The sequence below is a fragment of the Rossellomorea sp. y25 genome (assembly GCF_038049935.1).
GTDB lineage: Bacteria > Bacillota > Bacilli > Bacillales > Bacillaceae_B > Rossellomorea.
Map to the genome: position 1 here is coordinate 199,713 of NZ_CP145886.1, position 14,969 is coordinate 214,681.

The 14,969-nt window shown below is 41.4% G+C and carries 16 protein-coding genes and 1 riboswitch; of the genes, 8 read left to right on the top strand and 8 right to left on the bottom strand.

The annotated features are described in order from the left end of the window. Window positions 1-20 precede the first annotated feature (20 nt). Both AAEM60_RS01110 and AAEM60_RS01115 read left to right on the top strand, forming a co-directional pair. The gene (locus tag AAEM60_RS01110; protein ID WP_299746916.1) at window positions 21-806 is read left to right on the top strand and encodes a divergent polysaccharide deacetylase family protein; all 786 of its coding nucleotides are present in this window, start codon (window positions 21-23) and stop codon (window positions 804-806) included. A 104-nt stretch (window positions 807-910) separates the two neighbouring features. After that, window positions 911-1,666, top strand: coding sequence for a (S)-benzoin forming benzil reductase (locus AAEM60_RS01115; protein ID WP_299746913.1), 756 nt, complete (start codon window positions 911-913; stop codon window positions 1,664-1,666). 408 nt (window positions 1,667-2,074) lie between these two features. On the opposite strand, the gene AAEM60_RS01120 is transcribed toward AAEM60_RS01115, so the two are convergent. Continuing rightward, window positions 2,075-3,391: a Na+/H+ antiporter NhaC family protein gene (locus AAEM60_RS01120; protein ID WP_299746910.1), complete on the bottom strand. Its 1,317-nt coding sequence runs from the start codon at window positions 3,389-3,391 to the stop codon at window positions 2,075-2,077. An 89-nt stretch (window positions 3,392-3,480) separates the two neighbouring features. Then, a riboswitch (SAM riboswitch) is annotated at window positions 3,481-3,587 on the bottom strand. 445 nt (window positions 3,588-4,032) lie between these two features. On the opposite strand from AAEM60_RS01120, the gene AAEM60_RS01125 reads away from it, so the two are divergent. The 3 genes from AAEM60_RS01125 to AAEM60_RS01135 all read left to right on the top strand — a co-directional run bounded on the left by AAEM60_RS01125 (window position 4,033) and on the right by AAEM60_RS01135 (window position 6,447). After that, complete coding sequence (locus AAEM60_RS01125) at window positions 4,033-5,205, top strand: MFS transporter (RefSeq protein WP_341357241.1); 1,173 nt, start codon at window positions 4,033-4,035, stop codon at window positions 5,203-5,205. A gap of 151 nt (window positions 5,206-5,356) precedes the next feature. Beyond that, window positions 5,357-5,980, top strand: a complete 624-nt coding sequence (locus tag AAEM60_RS01130) for a hypothetical protein (RefSeq protein ID WP_299746745.1) — start codon at window positions 5,357-5,359, stop codon at window positions 5,978-5,980. Window positions 5,981-6,174: 194 nt separating this feature from the next. After that, a complete protein-coding gene (locus AAEM60_RS01135; RefSeq protein WP_299746742.1) occupies window positions 6,175-6,447 on the top strand; it encodes a DUF2187 family protein in 273 nt (90 codons plus the stop codon). A gap of 73 nt (window positions 6,448-6,520) precedes the next feature. Here the strand turns inward: AAEM60_RS01135 and AAEM60_RS01140 are convergent, their stop codons facing one another. The 7 genes from AAEM60_RS01140 to safA form a co-directional block, all read right to left on the bottom strand. Continuing rightward, window positions 6,521-6,781, bottom strand: coding sequence for a YpbS family protein (locus AAEM60_RS01140; protein WP_299746740.1), 261 nt, complete (start codon window positions 6,779-6,781; stop codon window positions 6,521-6,523). A gap of 84 nt (window positions 6,782-6,865) precedes the next feature. Further along, window positions 6,866-8,314 carry a cardiolipin synthase gene (cls, locus tag AAEM60_RS01145; protein WP_341357242.1) on the bottom strand — a complete coding sequence of 483 codons (1,449 nt, stop codon included), beginning with the start codon at window positions 8,312-8,314 and terminating at the stop codon, window positions 6,866-6,868. 117 nt (window positions 8,315-8,431) lie between these two features. Further along, window positions 8,432-9,865, bottom strand: coding sequence for an alanine/glycine:cation symporter family protein (locus AAEM60_RS01150; RefSeq protein WP_299746734.1), 1,434 nt, complete (start codon window positions 9,863-9,865; stop codon window positions 8,432-8,434). A gap of 303 nt (window positions 9,866-10,168) precedes the next feature. Further along, window positions 10,169-11,371, bottom strand: coding sequence for a DUF819 family protein (locus tag AAEM60_RS01155; protein ID WP_299746732.1), 1,203 nt, complete (start codon window positions 11,369-11,371; stop codon window positions 10,169-10,171). A gap of 252 nt (window positions 11,372-11,623) precedes the next feature. Next, complete coding sequence (locus tag AAEM60_RS01160) at window positions 11,624-11,791, bottom strand: hypothetical protein (RefSeq protein ID WP_156142539.1); 168 nt, start codon at window positions 11,789-11,791, stop codon at window positions 11,624-11,626. A 234-nt stretch (window positions 11,792-12,025) separates the two neighbouring features. Beyond that, window positions 12,026-12,439, bottom strand: a complete 414-nt coding sequence (locus tag AAEM60_RS01165; protein ID WP_299746718.1) for a CBS domain-containing protein — start codon at window positions 12,437-12,439, stop codon at window positions 12,026-12,028. 128 nt (window positions 12,440-12,567) lie between these two features. After that, window positions 12,568-13,188, bottom strand: a complete 621-nt coding sequence (gene safA, locus AAEM60_RS01170; protein ID WP_299746715.1) for a SafA/ExsA family spore coat assembly protein — start codon at window positions 13,186-13,188, stop codon at window positions 12,568-12,570. A gap of 166 nt (window positions 13,189-13,354) precedes the next feature. Between safA and AAEM60_RS01175 the strand changes: the two genes are divergently transcribed. From AAEM60_RS01175 to AAEM60_RS01185, 3 genes are all read left to right on the top strand, one after another. Next, on the top strand, window positions 13,355-13,504 hold the full coding sequence (locus AAEM60_RS01175) for an Lmo0850 family protein (protein WP_098351100.1): 150 nt from the start codon (window positions 13,355-13,357) through the stop codon (window positions 13,502-13,504). Window positions 13,505-13,586: 82 nt separating this feature from the next. Further along, window positions 13,587-13,868, top strand: coding sequence for a hypothetical protein (locus AAEM60_RS01180; protein ID WP_341357243.1), 282 nt, complete (start codon window positions 13,587-13,589; stop codon window positions 13,866-13,868). A gap of 168 nt (window positions 13,869-14,036) precedes the next feature. Further along, window positions 14,037-14,936: a diacylglycerol kinase family protein gene (locus AAEM60_RS01185; protein ID WP_341357244.1), complete on the top strand. Its 900-nt coding sequence runs from the start codon at window positions 14,037-14,039 to the stop codon at window positions 14,934-14,936. Window positions 14,937-14,969 lie beyond the last annotated feature (33 nt).

Sequence of the window (14,969 nt, forward strand, 5' to 3'; positions counted from 1 at the left end):
GGGAAAAGGAGTGATGAAAGATGAGAGTCCTATTCATCTGTTTTCTATTGCCGTTCTTTTTTCATGCGTCATCTTCTGCAAGAAACATTCTGCCCCTTCCAGCCCATCACAATGAACTCGCAATCGTTATTGATGATTTAGGAAACGACATGAAGGGAACAGAAGAAATCCTGAAATTACCCGTCACCTTGACGATTGCAGTTATGCCCTTTCTGCCCACAACAAGGCAAGATGCGGAGAAGGCACATGGGCTTGGCCATGAGGTCATCGTCCATCTACCCATGGAACCGATGTCAGGGAAAGCAAGTTGGCTTGGGCCAGGGGCAATCACCACTTCACTTTCAAATGACGAAATCCGGAAAAGAGTAGAAAAGGCGATTGAAGAGGTTCCCTACGCAGTAGGCGTCAATCACCATATGGGTTCAAAAGCCACAGCTGATGAGAGGGTCATGAGGATCGTTTTAGAGGTATGCAAGGAAAAGGGTTTATTTTATTTGGATAGTAAAACAACAGGAAAGAGCGTCATTCCCAAGCTTGCGAAAGAATTGGACGTTCCCTATCTTGAAAATGAATTATTCTTTGATGATGTCTATACCGTCCAGCATATCGGAAAGCAAGCCAAGCTCCTTTCTAAAGAATTGGACAGTGACACTTCCACCATTGCCATAGGTCATGTCGGGGTCACAGGAATCAAGGTCGCAACCATGCTTGAAGAGTTTCTTCCACTTTATGAGAAAAAAGCATCCATTGTACCACTGTCAGATTTAATACCTGAATATCATTTGATTGATGAGAGCATGCCTTGATGGTGTGCTCTTTCTTTGTAAATCTTCTGTTAAACCAATGCTTATTTATTTGATATAAGAAGACCCTCCCTTATAATCAGAAGGTAAGAAGGAGATGATTCGATATGGATTATGCAATTGTAACGGGAGCAACAAGAGGCTTAGGTGAATCGATCGCCAAGCTATTTATTGAAAAAGGCATAGGGTTGATCAATGTTTCCAGATCAAATAACGAAAGACTGCAAAAGCTTGCCGGGGAAAAAGAGGTATCGTATGACTTCTTTCCATGCGATCTTGCACAATCAGGAGAAACAGAAGCGGTCTTCCGTGAAGTGGGGACGAAGGTATTCGGATATCAACCGGACAGAGTCTATGTTGTCCATAATGCCGGTGTGGTGACACCAATCAATCGGTCTGGTGAAGTAGAAAACCAAGCTCTCGAAACGAGTGTGCATGTGAATTTACTTTCTCCCATGATCTCTACCAATGAGATGATAAAAGCAGCACGGGGTTCTGACTCGAAGATGATCATGATCAATATCAGCTCAGGAGCAGGAAGTCGCCCTGTTTACGGATGGAGCACGTACTGCGCAACCAAAGCCGGTGTGAACATGCTGACAGAAACCATAAGCTTAGAGCTTTCTAAAAAGCATAGCCGCCATCAAGCGATTGCCTTCAGCCCGGGTGTGATGAATACGGATATGCAAGGAGAAATCCGTTCATCCTCTAAAGAAGCCTTTGTCGATGTAGAAGCATTTCAGCGATATAAAGAGGAAGGCATGCTTCGTGAAACAGATACGGTGGCAGATGCACTGGTCAAGCTTGTGACAGAAAGCGAACTTGAAAGTGGTAAGCTTTATCATGTAAATGATTTATTATAAAAAGAAAGCAGATTCCTGGAAGGGGATCTGCTTTTTGAATTTTGGGCTGTAAACAATAATGATTAGCGGTATTCACAATTTGGCACAATAAACTGCAAAAGTGGCACAATTTTGGATGAGAGTGGCACAAGTTTCCTCGAAAGTGGCACAACAAAAATATCCACGGCCCTACAATTAAGGTTTAAAAGGCAAAATTGGGGGTTTTTATGGGAATGTGCTGATGAAGTGGAAAATTTTTAACCAACAACACAAAAAAGTCCAAGTTTGAATAAAAATCAAAGAAGATTTGCCGAAATGATTTAATTCGTCTCCTATATTTGTTATTTTCGTTCATCAACCTACCGTGATAACTCTCTTTTCGAAAAAAAGAGACAAACCCCAAAGGATTTGTCTCTCTACTCTCATTTATTAAGATCGCACCGGGTTTGCGTCAGGTGCTGTTTTGCGTGTGAATTTTGGTAGTGCAAATCGAATGGCAATAATGCCGCAAACAGCAATTAAGATCGGGTAGAAGGCATATGGGATAATGCTGATCGGTGATATGCCTGCCACTTCAGCCACTAACAGAGCCTGCGCTCCGTATGGAATTAACCCTTGAACGGAACAAGAGAAAATATCAAGGATACTGGCTGATTTACGGGCGTCAACTCCATAGTTTTCACTAATTGTTTTAGCAAGGGGGCCGGCAATGATGATCGAAATCGTGTTGTTTGCTGTGCAAAGATTAGTAGAACTCACTAATCCTGCTGTAGCAAGCTGTGCTCCCTGAGGAGACTTGATTTTGCGGGTGGCGTGATAAAGTAAAGCCTGAATCCCGCCGTTATGACGGATTAGTTCAACAACCCCGCCAATCAGTACAGAAAGGATTACAATCTCTGCCATGCCAGTCATCCCATCGGCTACACTCCCGAAATAACTTGCCGGGGTAAAGCTTCCATCAATGAATCCAATAATTCCGGCTAAAACAATTCCGCCTAACAATACAACAAACACATTTAGTCCTGCAAGAGCACCGATGATCACTCCAAGGTAAGGCAGGATTTTAATCCAATTAAAGCTTTCCGCTCCGACAGTCGATTGATTCCCCATAGTAAGAACAAGAAGAATCACCATTGTGATGATTGCCGCAGGTAATACAATGAAAAAGTTGACTTTAAATTTATCCTTCATTTCCGTTTTCTGTGTACGAACGGCTGCGATTGTCGTATCAGAAATAAATGATAAGTTATCTCCGAACATCGCTCCTCCAATGACTGTTGCCATGGCAAGCGGCATGGAAATATCTGTTCCTGAACTAATCCCGACACCGATTGGCGCGAGTGCTGCGATCGTCCCCATGGATGTTCCCATCGATAACGAAATGAAAGCAGCGATAATGAATAATCCTACAATAATCAAGTTACCAGGCAGCACGGAAAGGGCAAAGTTTACGGTAGAATCAACAGCTCCCATCTTTTCAGCTACTCCTGAAAAAGCTCCTGCTAAAAGGAAGATAAAGACCATGATCATGATATCAGGATGACCGGCTCCTTTAGCGAAACGCTCAATCTTAGCCGTTAACGTCTCTTTCCGGTTCATCAACAGACCTACAACGGATGCAATGATAATTGATACTAATACAGGAAAAGCATAAAAGTCTCCAGAAATGATGCCTGCTCCAAGGAACAGAGAAACAAATATAATTAAAGGCAGTAATGCCAATAAATTTCCTTTTTCTTGATTCATTCCTAACACTCCTTTGTCATTGTTCAATTTCGTAAAATACAAAAAACCTCTTCAAAAATAAGAAGAGGTTTCAATAGAACGAAACACTCCTCTTATCTTTCAAGCTTTACGCTTGCTGGATGTGGCACAGCACTCAAAGCCTGAGTCCGCTGCCGAGACATCGCAGGGCCAGTCCCTCCGTCTCTCTGGATAAGAAGATATGTTATTTAGTTGATTTAAAATATACTTCCATACTTTAAAGGGTTTACTCAAAAAAGTCAAACGGGAATTTTTGAAACAAAAGCGGAGGCGGCTCGCTCAGGCCCGACAAGCATAAGACGAGAACGCCGGAAAGGCGCCTTTTGCCTTTATGGTGTTATTGGCTTATGACCTCGAGGGACTAGCCGCCGTAGCTGGCCGAAACAAAAGCGGAGGCGGTTCGCTCAGGCCCGACAAGCATAAGACGAGAACGCCGGAAAGGCGCCTTTTGCCTTTATGGCGTTATTGGCTTATGACCTCGAGGGGCTAGCCGCCGTAGCTGGACGAAACATTCAAAGCTCTAAAAATGCATGACTTTATCCATAATAAGGTATAAACTCATAGACAATTGAACGTTCAAGGTCTACTATAAGGAAGACAAAAAACATCTGGGGGATACGGTAGTGGAAAGAACTGTACGAAATCAAATTTTTACCTTACAAGGATTTTATTTATTAACGTTCTTCGGTGTTGGTAGTTTATATCCCTTACTCAGTGTGTATTTGAGTGAAAGCGTTGGATTAAACGGATATCAGATTGGAACGATCATGTCTGTAGGTCCGATCATGACGATTTTCTTCCAGCCGATTTGGGGAATGGTGAGTGACACGACCAATCGTCCCACCTTGGTTCTTGGTTTAACCTCTTTAGTGGCTGGGATCTTTGCACTCGGTTATTTGTTTATGGACTTTTACTATGGTCTGCTTATCGTGGCCATTTTAGTTGCAATCTTTCAAAGTGCAATCATTCCGGTTTCCGATAGTATTAGCTTGAAGTATACAAGTAAAGTCCGGTATAACTACGGAAATATCCGTCTGTTCGGTTCATTGGGCTTCGGGATTGCTGTCTTTATAATGGGGAAACTTTCGGAAGGTTTCATCGGACCCACCATCATCTTTTACTCTTTCTTTATCTGTCTGGTACTTTCAGGATTCCTTTCCTTTCGGTTTCCTAAGGAGAGAGCGGCAGCAAAGCTTGATTTAAAAGCAGGGATGAAAGAATTATTTACAATGAAGAAATTCCTCATTTTCTTAGCTGTAACCTTCTTAGTATTCGGTCCAAACCTGGCCAATAATGTTTACTTCGGCTTATTTGTTGAGGATTCTGGGGGGACGTATGCCGGAATCGGTCTTGCGTTTTTAATCGCCGTTTTATCAGAAGTGCCCTTTATGAGGATTGCCGGGGGATGGATTGATAAATTCGGACTATTAACGGTGGCTGCGTTAGCAGGTGCTGCGTCCATGCTCCGCTGGCTCTTTTACTTTACGGAACCTAGTCTTTGGCTGGTCTATTCATCGGCTGTGATGCAAGGACTTGCCATTGGGTTATTCATTCCGGCGGGCTTACGTTACATTAAAGAAATCACGCCTTCCCACATTACAGCAACAGCCGTTACGGTATATTCAGCAATCGGAAACGGACTGGGGAATTGGTTCAGTACCTTTGTTGGCGGTTTTATCTATGAAACGTACTCCATTTACACGGTGTACTTATTCTTCGCAGTCCTATCCCTATTAGGTATTTTCCTTTGCTTCGTTCTCATGAAAGAAGAAAAGAAGAATGCACTTGCATATTAATATGTTATTTCAAGGCGTCTAATGAGAGTCTCTCTCCTAGATGCCTTTTTTATTTGTTAGAAAATTTAAATAAATTAAAATAAAGGAAGGATTTACCTATGTCTGCGTGTAATAGTATATAGAAGCAGAAAATTTTGTGGGTGATGACATAATGAGGATCACAGGGGTTTTCATAATAGGAATTTTCCTTTTACTTACAGCATGTACACCTGAGCAGACATATCAAAAAGACCGATCAAACAAGACAGAACTCACGATTAAACCTTATAAATTAAATGCAAAAGAAAAAGAGCTGATTATGTTCACCGGGATTCAGGATATTCAATATTTTGAGTTAGACGGAAGTCTTGGAGAAGAGGATGATCTGCAAAAAACGATTGAGGTATATGAAAATGGCAAACAAGTGGAGAACGAGCCTTTTTCTTCTAATCAAATGGAGCACCTATTCAAGCATTCTCTCTTATCCTTTGGATTTACTTCAGATGATGAGGAAAAGTTAAAGTTTATACATGGCAGTGAAGGTGGAACGTTTACCATGATGAATGATTTCGTTTCTGGTGGTTATACCTTTGCTAGTCTTCTTTCAACAAAAACCACTTTAGAAAAAGGGCAGCCCATATATTTGTATGCGATTGCCGGAACGCAAGATGGTCAAATTTCAGGGTTATCCCTTGATGAAAATGGTAAGCCTTCAGGAGGAATCCTGGAAGCAGACAAAGCGTATGTATTCAAAGTCACGGTAACCGACCGGGAGGCTTTGCAATCAACAGAATAAAAAACCTGAAAAACGAAACGGCAGAGAACATCAGTCTTCAAAAAAGTAACATTAAAAGGTTTTGATCATCTTGAATTGTGGTACAAGTAGGATAAGATATTCAAAAGCAATCTCATAAATGCATCAATTCATATACGACAATTGTAAAATACCAATAAAAATAGCGTCTAATCTATAGAAAAGGGGATTTTAAAATGGAGAATACATTCGTCTACTCAAAAGATAATGCTAACCTTGGAGATACCGTGCAATTTAAAAGAAAGAAGAATGTCATCAATGGTGTGGTGACCACTCTTAGAGAAAATACGGTCATCGTCAAAATGGATAAAAATGTGGCAAAAAAGCTGGATTTACCAGATGATCAAACCGTAGTGGCACATAAAAACTATGTCGTCATTGAAAGAGCTGAAAATGATTCACAACCTGTATTTGTATATGATGGGTGGAATAGCGCATTAAAAGCCTAAACTTCATCTGCAAAGAAAAAGATCCTAACACGCCTAGACCAGTAGCATGGCTAAAGACGTATTAGGATCTTTTTTATTTTAATTTGCTGTTTACATATTCCTCAACCATTCCAGTGGTGACAAGCTTTCTCTGCGGCACGACACCTTGACGGGCAAGGGCGTTGATTTCATTGGTCACCTGATTAATCTTATCCGTTGTAAACGGTTGTTCAGCCAAACACAGCTCAACAGCTTCGTCGATCGCTTTTTCTCTACGCTCATCTAATATCATAAACTGTTGTACCAATTGATTTTGTTTACTTGAATGCTTTGTAATGTCTTTGTGTACACTCATGATTTCATCCCTCTCTGATTTGACGCATTATACCCTCTATTATGCCTTCTTCAACGTACTCATGGCAATGTCCAAATACCACTTCTATAAGATTGGGGAAAGGAGCCTTGAAACCGATTCTTTCACTTTGATCTTTATAGGTCTTTCGTTATACTCCTTGAGCGTCAATTCCCTACTATTATCAATATCCTTGCAAAACACAACGCTCAATTTTTCAGAAAGTGCCTGGTCATATAAAAAGGCATTAACCTCAAAGTTCAGGCGAAAGCTTCGTACATCGATATTGGCTGTACCGACAGAAGAAATGGTGTCATCCACTACAATGGTTTTGGCATGTATGAAGCCATTATCATAAATATAAATCCTCACTCCTGCCTTCAGTAATTCCCCGATATAGGAATAAGTCGCCCAATAGACAAATAAATGGTCAGGCATGTTTGGAATCATAATGCGTACATCCACCCCCGTAAGCGCGGCAATCCTTAATGAATCCAACAGGCTCACGTCCGGGATGAAATAAGGGGTTTGAATATAAATGGACTTCTTCGCTGAAGAAATCATCTTAATATATCCATTTTTTATCTGCTCCCATTCAGAGTCAGGACCGCATGTCACAATTTGGACACCGGCATGACCGGTAAAGGAAGACTGTGGAAAGTATCGTAAATCATAGGCAATCTTCTTCGAACGGCTGGCTTGATTCCAATCAAGAATAAACCGGGTTTGCATGGCAAGTGAAGAGCTCCCGACAATCCGCAAGTGAGTATCCCGCCAATAACCGAACTTAGGATTCAAGCCCAGATATTCATCCCCAATGTTAAAACCGCCTACGTACCCGATCTTCCCATCGATAATCACGAGCTTTCGATGGTTACGATAGTTTAGTCGGAGATTGATAAAGGGAATTTTCGAAGGGAAAAACACAGCCACTTCCCCGCCTGCAGCGAGAAGTTCTTTAAAGAAGCTTCTTCTTGTCCGCCGGGAGCCCATTTCATCATATAAAACCCGGATCTTAACACCTTGTTTTGCTTTTTCAGTAAGTTTCTCCAGGATGCGCTTACCTAAGTGATCTTTCTTAAAGATATAATACTGAAGATGAATATGATCCTGTGCTGCTTCCATGTCTTCTAATAAGGATTCAAATTTGTCCTCCCCATGGGTGAACATTTGTACTTCGTTATCCTGAGTCAAAAGAGCTTCATTATTCAGGAGATGCATATAAATAAGGTCCTGATAATGAGCGGACGTCTCATTTATAAAAGGGAAGCGGTGTTCTTTCAGAGAATGTATTTGCTTTTGAATTAAATCATCAATGCCGATTTTCTTCATATCTTCCCAGTCGAATAATCGCTTTCTGCTTAAGTTCTGACCGAAGATTAAATAGAGAATAAAGCCGAGAAGGGGAATGAAAAACAGAACCATAAGCCAGGCCCATGTCGCACCGGCATCTTTTCGTTCGAGGAAGATGATGACGCCCGCGAGGACCAGGTTAAGAACAAATAAAACCCCTAGAAGAGTAGATAGGATACTCATAATATGTAAGGCTCCTTTAACTAGCTTTCTATAAGTAGTATACCTGAGAATGGAATAGAAAAAAATGACAAAGAAAAACAGAGCAGACTGTCAGCCTGCTCTGTTCGGTGGGAATCTTTATTCATTCACAGCTTTTTTAGTCATCTCGCGCCCACGGGTAGGCCAGCTTTCGACACCCTTTAAACCTGGGATGTCATCTGCATAGAAGATCGGGTCCAATCCTTGTCGACGCTGACTCATATAGTTGTCCAATGCTTTAAAGGCAATTGGTGCTAAAATACCGATGGCAATCAAGTTGGTAAGAGCCATCAATGCCATGGAAAAGTCCGCTAAGCTCCAAACAATATCAAGGCTTGCAACAGAACCGAAGATCACCATTCCTAAAGCAATGAGGCGATAAATCAGAAGTCCAGTCTTACTATTATTAATGAATGGAAGATTGGCTTCCCCGTAGTAATAGCTTCCAATGATGGAACTAAAGGCAAAGGTGAAAATGGCAATCGCTAAGAAAATACCAGCCCATGAGTTAAAGTGCTCAGACATGGCTGCTTGAGATAGCTCGATACCCGTCAGCCCGGAACCGTACGCATCTGAAGTTAAGATGATAAACGCGGTTGCAGAACAAACGAGCAGCGTATCAAAGAATACCCCAAGTGCTTGAATGAACCCTTGTTTGACCGGGTGAGAAACAGATGCTGTAGCGGCAGCATTCGGCGCGCTACCCATACCGGCTTCATTGGAGAATAGTCCGCGCTTTACACCGTTCATAATCGCGGCACCAATTCCACCACCGACCACTTGTTCAAATCCAAAGGCACTTTTAAAAATAAGTGCAATGACTCCCGGCATTTCCGTAATATTCGTAATGACTACAAACAAGGCTAAAACAATATAGAAGACCGCCATGATCGGAACAATAATGGAAGAAAAGGTCGCTATACGTTTAACGCCCCCGAAGATGATGAGTGCAGTCAAACCAGCTAACACAATTCCGATAACAAACGTATTGATTCCGAATGAGTTACTGAAAGCTGTTGCGATGGTGTTACTTTGAACGGCGTTAAAGGTTGTCCCAAAGGAAAGGATGATGGTGACAGCAAAGATCGAACTCATCCAGGGCTTGCCCAGTTGTTTCTTCATATAGTAGCCAGGGCCGCCCTTGAATCCAACTTTATCTTTTTCTTTATAAATCTGGGCCAATGTACTTTCGACAAAGGCGCTGGCTCCTCCCAGAATGGCAACAAGCCACATCCAGAAGACCGCTCCAGGTCCCCCAATTGCTAAGGCAATGGCTACTCCTGCTAAATTACCTGTACCAATTCGAGTACCTGCTCCAATAAAGAATGCTTGCAGGGATGATATTTGCTTTTCCCCTTCCGCCTCTACCACGTCTTTATCACCTAATAGTCGAAGCATTTCACCAAAGTGGCGAATTTGAACGAATTTAGATCCGATTGTGAAGTATAATCCTAAAATGAGGAGTACGCCTATTAAAATATATCCCCATAATATTGAATTTGCTTCCGTGACTAAATTGTTTAAAATATCCATGATAACCCCCTCAGAAATTTGTGTCGGTTACGCTTAACATTATCTGAAAATTTAAAATAAAAGTCAAGTTATTATCTGAATATTAAAATATTACCAGTTAGGTATTTAGGAGGGCGAACTATTTTGTCATAATAATTAAGGGTTTTTTCAATGAGGCGGGTATAAAGTAGAGTTAAATAAATTATTCTGAAATAATATATTTCGGTCTATTCGGATAATGTTTTTTTATTTGGGTATGACGAACTTGAAGTGAAATGAAAAAAACGGATCACTGCTGATGAACAGTGATCCGTTTTAGATTGGTTAAAGTGTCCTGCTTACCCATTCGGCAATCCAGGCGCAGGCAACGGCAGCGTAAGTTCCCACTACATTGCCCAGTATCCCCATCAACAGTCCTACAGGAGCAAGTGAAGGTTGGAACACAGAAGCTACAACAGGTGCCGAGCTTGTCCCGCCAATATTCCCTTGAGAACCTACAGCTACGAAGAATAGAGGAGCTCTTAGTAGGCGTGCCACTAAGAAAATAATCATCACATGAATGGCTAACCATACAATTCCCATTGCGACGTACTGAGGAGAATCCCATACATATGCCAGGTCGGCTTTTGCTCCAATTGTTGCAAGCAATAGATAAATTCCTGCATATCCGATTTTACTTGCCCCGTAGTTTTCCAGGGTGCGAATTTTAGTAAAGGAGAAGATGATCCCGACCGCTGAAATGATCATAATCGTCCACGTTCCGGCAGAGAGTACATTCGTGACCGGTAACGTTTCCGAGAACTTTCGTACAACGTAAGCGACTCCGAATCCTAAACCAATGATGGCAGCCAGATAAGGAACTTCAATAGGACGGGCATTTTTACGTTGTATTTCCCCCATATCCTCATTCACTTTACGGATGATCGAGTTATCCGCTTTGTTCCACTTATCGAATTTATGCTGAAATCCTGCAAGGGCGATCATGATTCCCATCCAACTATATCCGACAACGGTATCAACGACAATAATAGGCGAAAGAATTTCTTTAGGTGTACCAGTAGCTTCAATCATGGCTGCCATATTGGCACTTCCGCCAATCCAGCTTCCAGCGAGAGCCGCTACACCAGTCCAAGCGTCCTCAGGAAGAAACGGCTGGAAGATGGCTAAAGCGATGGGTCCTCCGATCACGACACCAAGTGTCCCTGCAAGGAACATCGTAATCGCTTTCGGACCTAGCTTTAATGTTGCGGGAACATTCGCAGAAAGAAGCAGCAATAATAATCCCACTGGCAATATGTAAGCTGATGTAAAGTCATATAAAGATGACTGATCCGGGATGATTCCAAACGTTGTAGATAACATCGGAAGGAAATAAGTCCAGATTAATGGGGGAGCATAGTGAAAGAACTTCTGTAGGAAAGGATTCTTCGACTCTCCAAGAATGAATACAAGACCAACTAAGGCAGCTAAGTAAGAAAAGATTGCCATAGGTTCTTGAATTAAGATAGTGTCAAAACGCCACCACATAGTAAAACCTCCTTAAAAATCGATAACAAGGTTTACTATAACATTGAAAACGGTTACTAATTAGAATTTTAATAAGTGCTAATCTTTGTTCAATACAGAATATAATTGGAGTTGAAGGAAAGAATGGGGGGGTTTGAGAAGCATGGTTCACAAAAAAATGCCATAGAAATCCATGGCAACAACTTGCTCTCTCATTTGAAATAGATGAAATAGAGATGAATTGGATTTTTTATAAAGAAGGAGAGATAGAGATCAATAGTAATTCCAAAATCCTAAAGCGAATAATAAAATTCCCGTAATCATTGAAATACCAAATAACATAAATAAGAAATCAAGAATGCTGTCAGCGAAGACTCTTTTGCGGTTCTCACGTTTAAAATGACGTACTTCCTTACGATACGATCGTGCAGCACGACTCATACAAAAACCTCCTCCTCCATAAACATCATTAATACTAAACATATTCACCACAAAATAAGAAAATCCTTCCTGAAAGTGAAATATTTGACGACTTCCCTGTAACTCCGTCTAATTCAGTCGAATAGAGGGACGGACCTTCCTTGTGTCTAGAGTCCAAAATAAAGTAAGAGGCTATACTAGGATAGCCTCTTACTCTCATAAAGAAAGCTTACAGTAGCGTGCCAGTTGCCTTTGTTAGCGGAGGTGATTTTCTGAGATTTCGCTAAGGGCACTTCCTGCACTTTGATCCGATTTCTGCTGTACTGCCAAATCTCCCAGAGCCAACATCCCGACAAGCTGCCCATTTTCCACAACAGGTAATCGACGAACCTGGTGCTGGGACATTAAAGCTGAAGCTTCTTCAGCAGAGGCATCCGGAGAGATTGTCACAACATGCTGTGACATAACTTGAGAGACATTTCCTTGTGTACCTTGAGTCAGTCCACGAGTAGCAATATCACGGTCTGTTACCATACCGACAACTTGCCCGTTTTCAACAACGGGAACGGAACCAACATTTTTAGAACTCATTTTAGATGCGACGCTCTGAAGTGAATCCTGGTTAGAAGCTGCTTCCACATTTGTCGACATAATATCACGTACTTGCATGTAAATTCCCCCTTAATCAAATTGGCAGTACACCATTATTATTCGACAATTCCACTGAATTATTCTTAATGCGTTCAGCCAGTATTTTCAAATGAGGGGGACGGACTTCATAGGTGGGGAATTGAATACTACTTTTCAATGAACATTTGAGTCCAATACGTACCGTACGTTCCACCTTCCGCATATCCCACGCCAATATGAGTGTAGGATCCCGTCAGGATATTCTTTCTGTGTGGAGGACTCTCCATCCATTCCCTCACAACCTGCCGGGGACTCGTTTGACCGGCTGCAATATTTTCTGCAGCTTTGATGTAGCTGACATTAAAGCTCTTCATCATATCAAAAGGAGATCCGTATGTCGGGCTTCTGTGAGAGAAGTATCCAATGTCCCTCATATTTCGAGACTTGTAACGGGCCACCCTTGAAAGCTGCCAATCAAGCTGAAGAACAGAAAGTCCATTCTTTTGTCTTTCTTGATTCGTCAGGTCAATGACCTGGCTTTCAATCGTTATTGAACCTTTAATCCCCGGGATGTAGATTTCTTGACTTGGATAAATTAAATCTGGATTCGACAATTGAGGATTAGCTTTTATGATTTCAGACAGTCCAATCCGCAACTTTTTTGAAATTTTCCAAAGAGTATCTCCTTTCTTGACTGTATAGGCACTTGCTGCAGAGGTTTCATTTAGACCAAATAGACTAATGATAATGGATAGTGCAACAATGATAAGAGCGAGTTTAGTTTTCATGACTATAAAATGTGTAATTATGGACAAAATATTCTAAGAAAAAGTTCAAAAATAGGATTATTGTTTCATTTTTAGGGAAAAGAAAAACTATTAAACATAAAGTGAAACTTTTTGCGAAACCAATCGTACAAATAGGTAACGATATTTTATAAAAGAGGTGAATAACGTGGTAAAGGAGAACGATCGCTTTAAAAAAGTGATAACGAAATTGTCAAACGTGGGCGTAAATATTTCAAAAACGAAATCAAGACGGGAAATTCTTCATTCACTAAAGCAGTATCAGCCATTACCTAAGACGTTAACCCAAGACTCTTAAGCTCACATCTTAGAAACGTTGGACAGACATATTTCCCCTTTTCTCACGATATACTAAATAGTAGTGAAGAGGAGGGTTAGGTATGGAGAGAATGATGTTTGATTTACAAGCATTAAAGGAAATCAGAAAGAAGGCAGATGAAATTTCATACCACTGTATGAGCCGGAATCAACCGGATCCTCATCGTGTAAGCATGGCGTTAGATCAAGTATGTCGTGCCCTTGCGATGTTTGCAGAAATGGAAATTCATCGCATGCAGAATCATCCTATCCCCTATGACCCACAGAGCTATATTAAAGGCCGGCTGGGAATTGCCTATCGATCTGTACTCAAAGTTCCTCAAGAAGATTCCAATACAGCATAGCGAAAGAGGTTGACCCAAGATCCAAGGGGTTCTAAAATCAAATCACAGACATATATAAGTAACTCTGAAAGCATAAGGACTGGTCCTGTAAGGATGATACTAACTCATCGTTTTGGGTCAGCCTCTTTTTATTTACTATTCTAATCTAAAAGTTAGGTGACGATATTCATGACGGTGTTTTCGGATATATTGCTGGTCTGTAATGGGAAGGCAGGTCAAGGAACGCTGGAAGTTCTGTTAAAAGATGCTGTGCCTCCCTTATTAGACATCTGCACGAACTTAATTATTCATAAAACGAAAGAGAAAGGCGATGCTGAAAGAATTTGTAAGGAGACAGGTAATCAATATGAGCTGGTTGTCATTATGGGTGGTGATGGAACGATTCATGAGGCCATCAACGGATTGTCAGCCTTAGAAAAACGGCCATTGGTAGGGATTATCCCTGGAGGGACGTGTAATGACTTTGCCCGTTCGTTGCATATTCCCATGAACATTGGACAAGCTGTCCGCCTTATAACTGAACGGCCTCTTGAAAAGGATATCGATATCGTCAAGGCAGACGATCGGTATTTCAGCAATTTCTGGGGAACGGGGCTGGTCTCTCAGACGAGCGATAATATAGATGTAGGATCTAAGAGTGTCCTCGGTAAACTAAGCTATTATATAAGTGCGTTTCAATCCATCCAGGAATCGCCGATCTTAGATGTGAAGGTCACAACGGAAAATGACGTAATTGAAGAGGAAGTGGTGATGCTATTGGTTGCAAATGGCCGTTCCATTGGCTCTAATCCACTGCCCACCTCCATTGATATGGAAGATGGACTGATGGATATTTACGTCGTCAAAAAAAGCGGTTTCCCATTATTAAAGGAATTTTTGGTTATCAAAAGTACAGGCAATATCAGCGAGCAATATGATGATATTATGCATATCCAAGCAAGAGAAGCCCATATAGAACTAGGTCAGAATGAGAAGCTTGATATGGATGGAGAATTATATGAAGGAACCGGGCAGTCCCTTCGAGTATTAACTAAGCATTTGCGATTTGTCGTTGGCAGCTCAGAATAAAAAGAGAGCAAGGGGGTGCATTTTTCCCCTTGC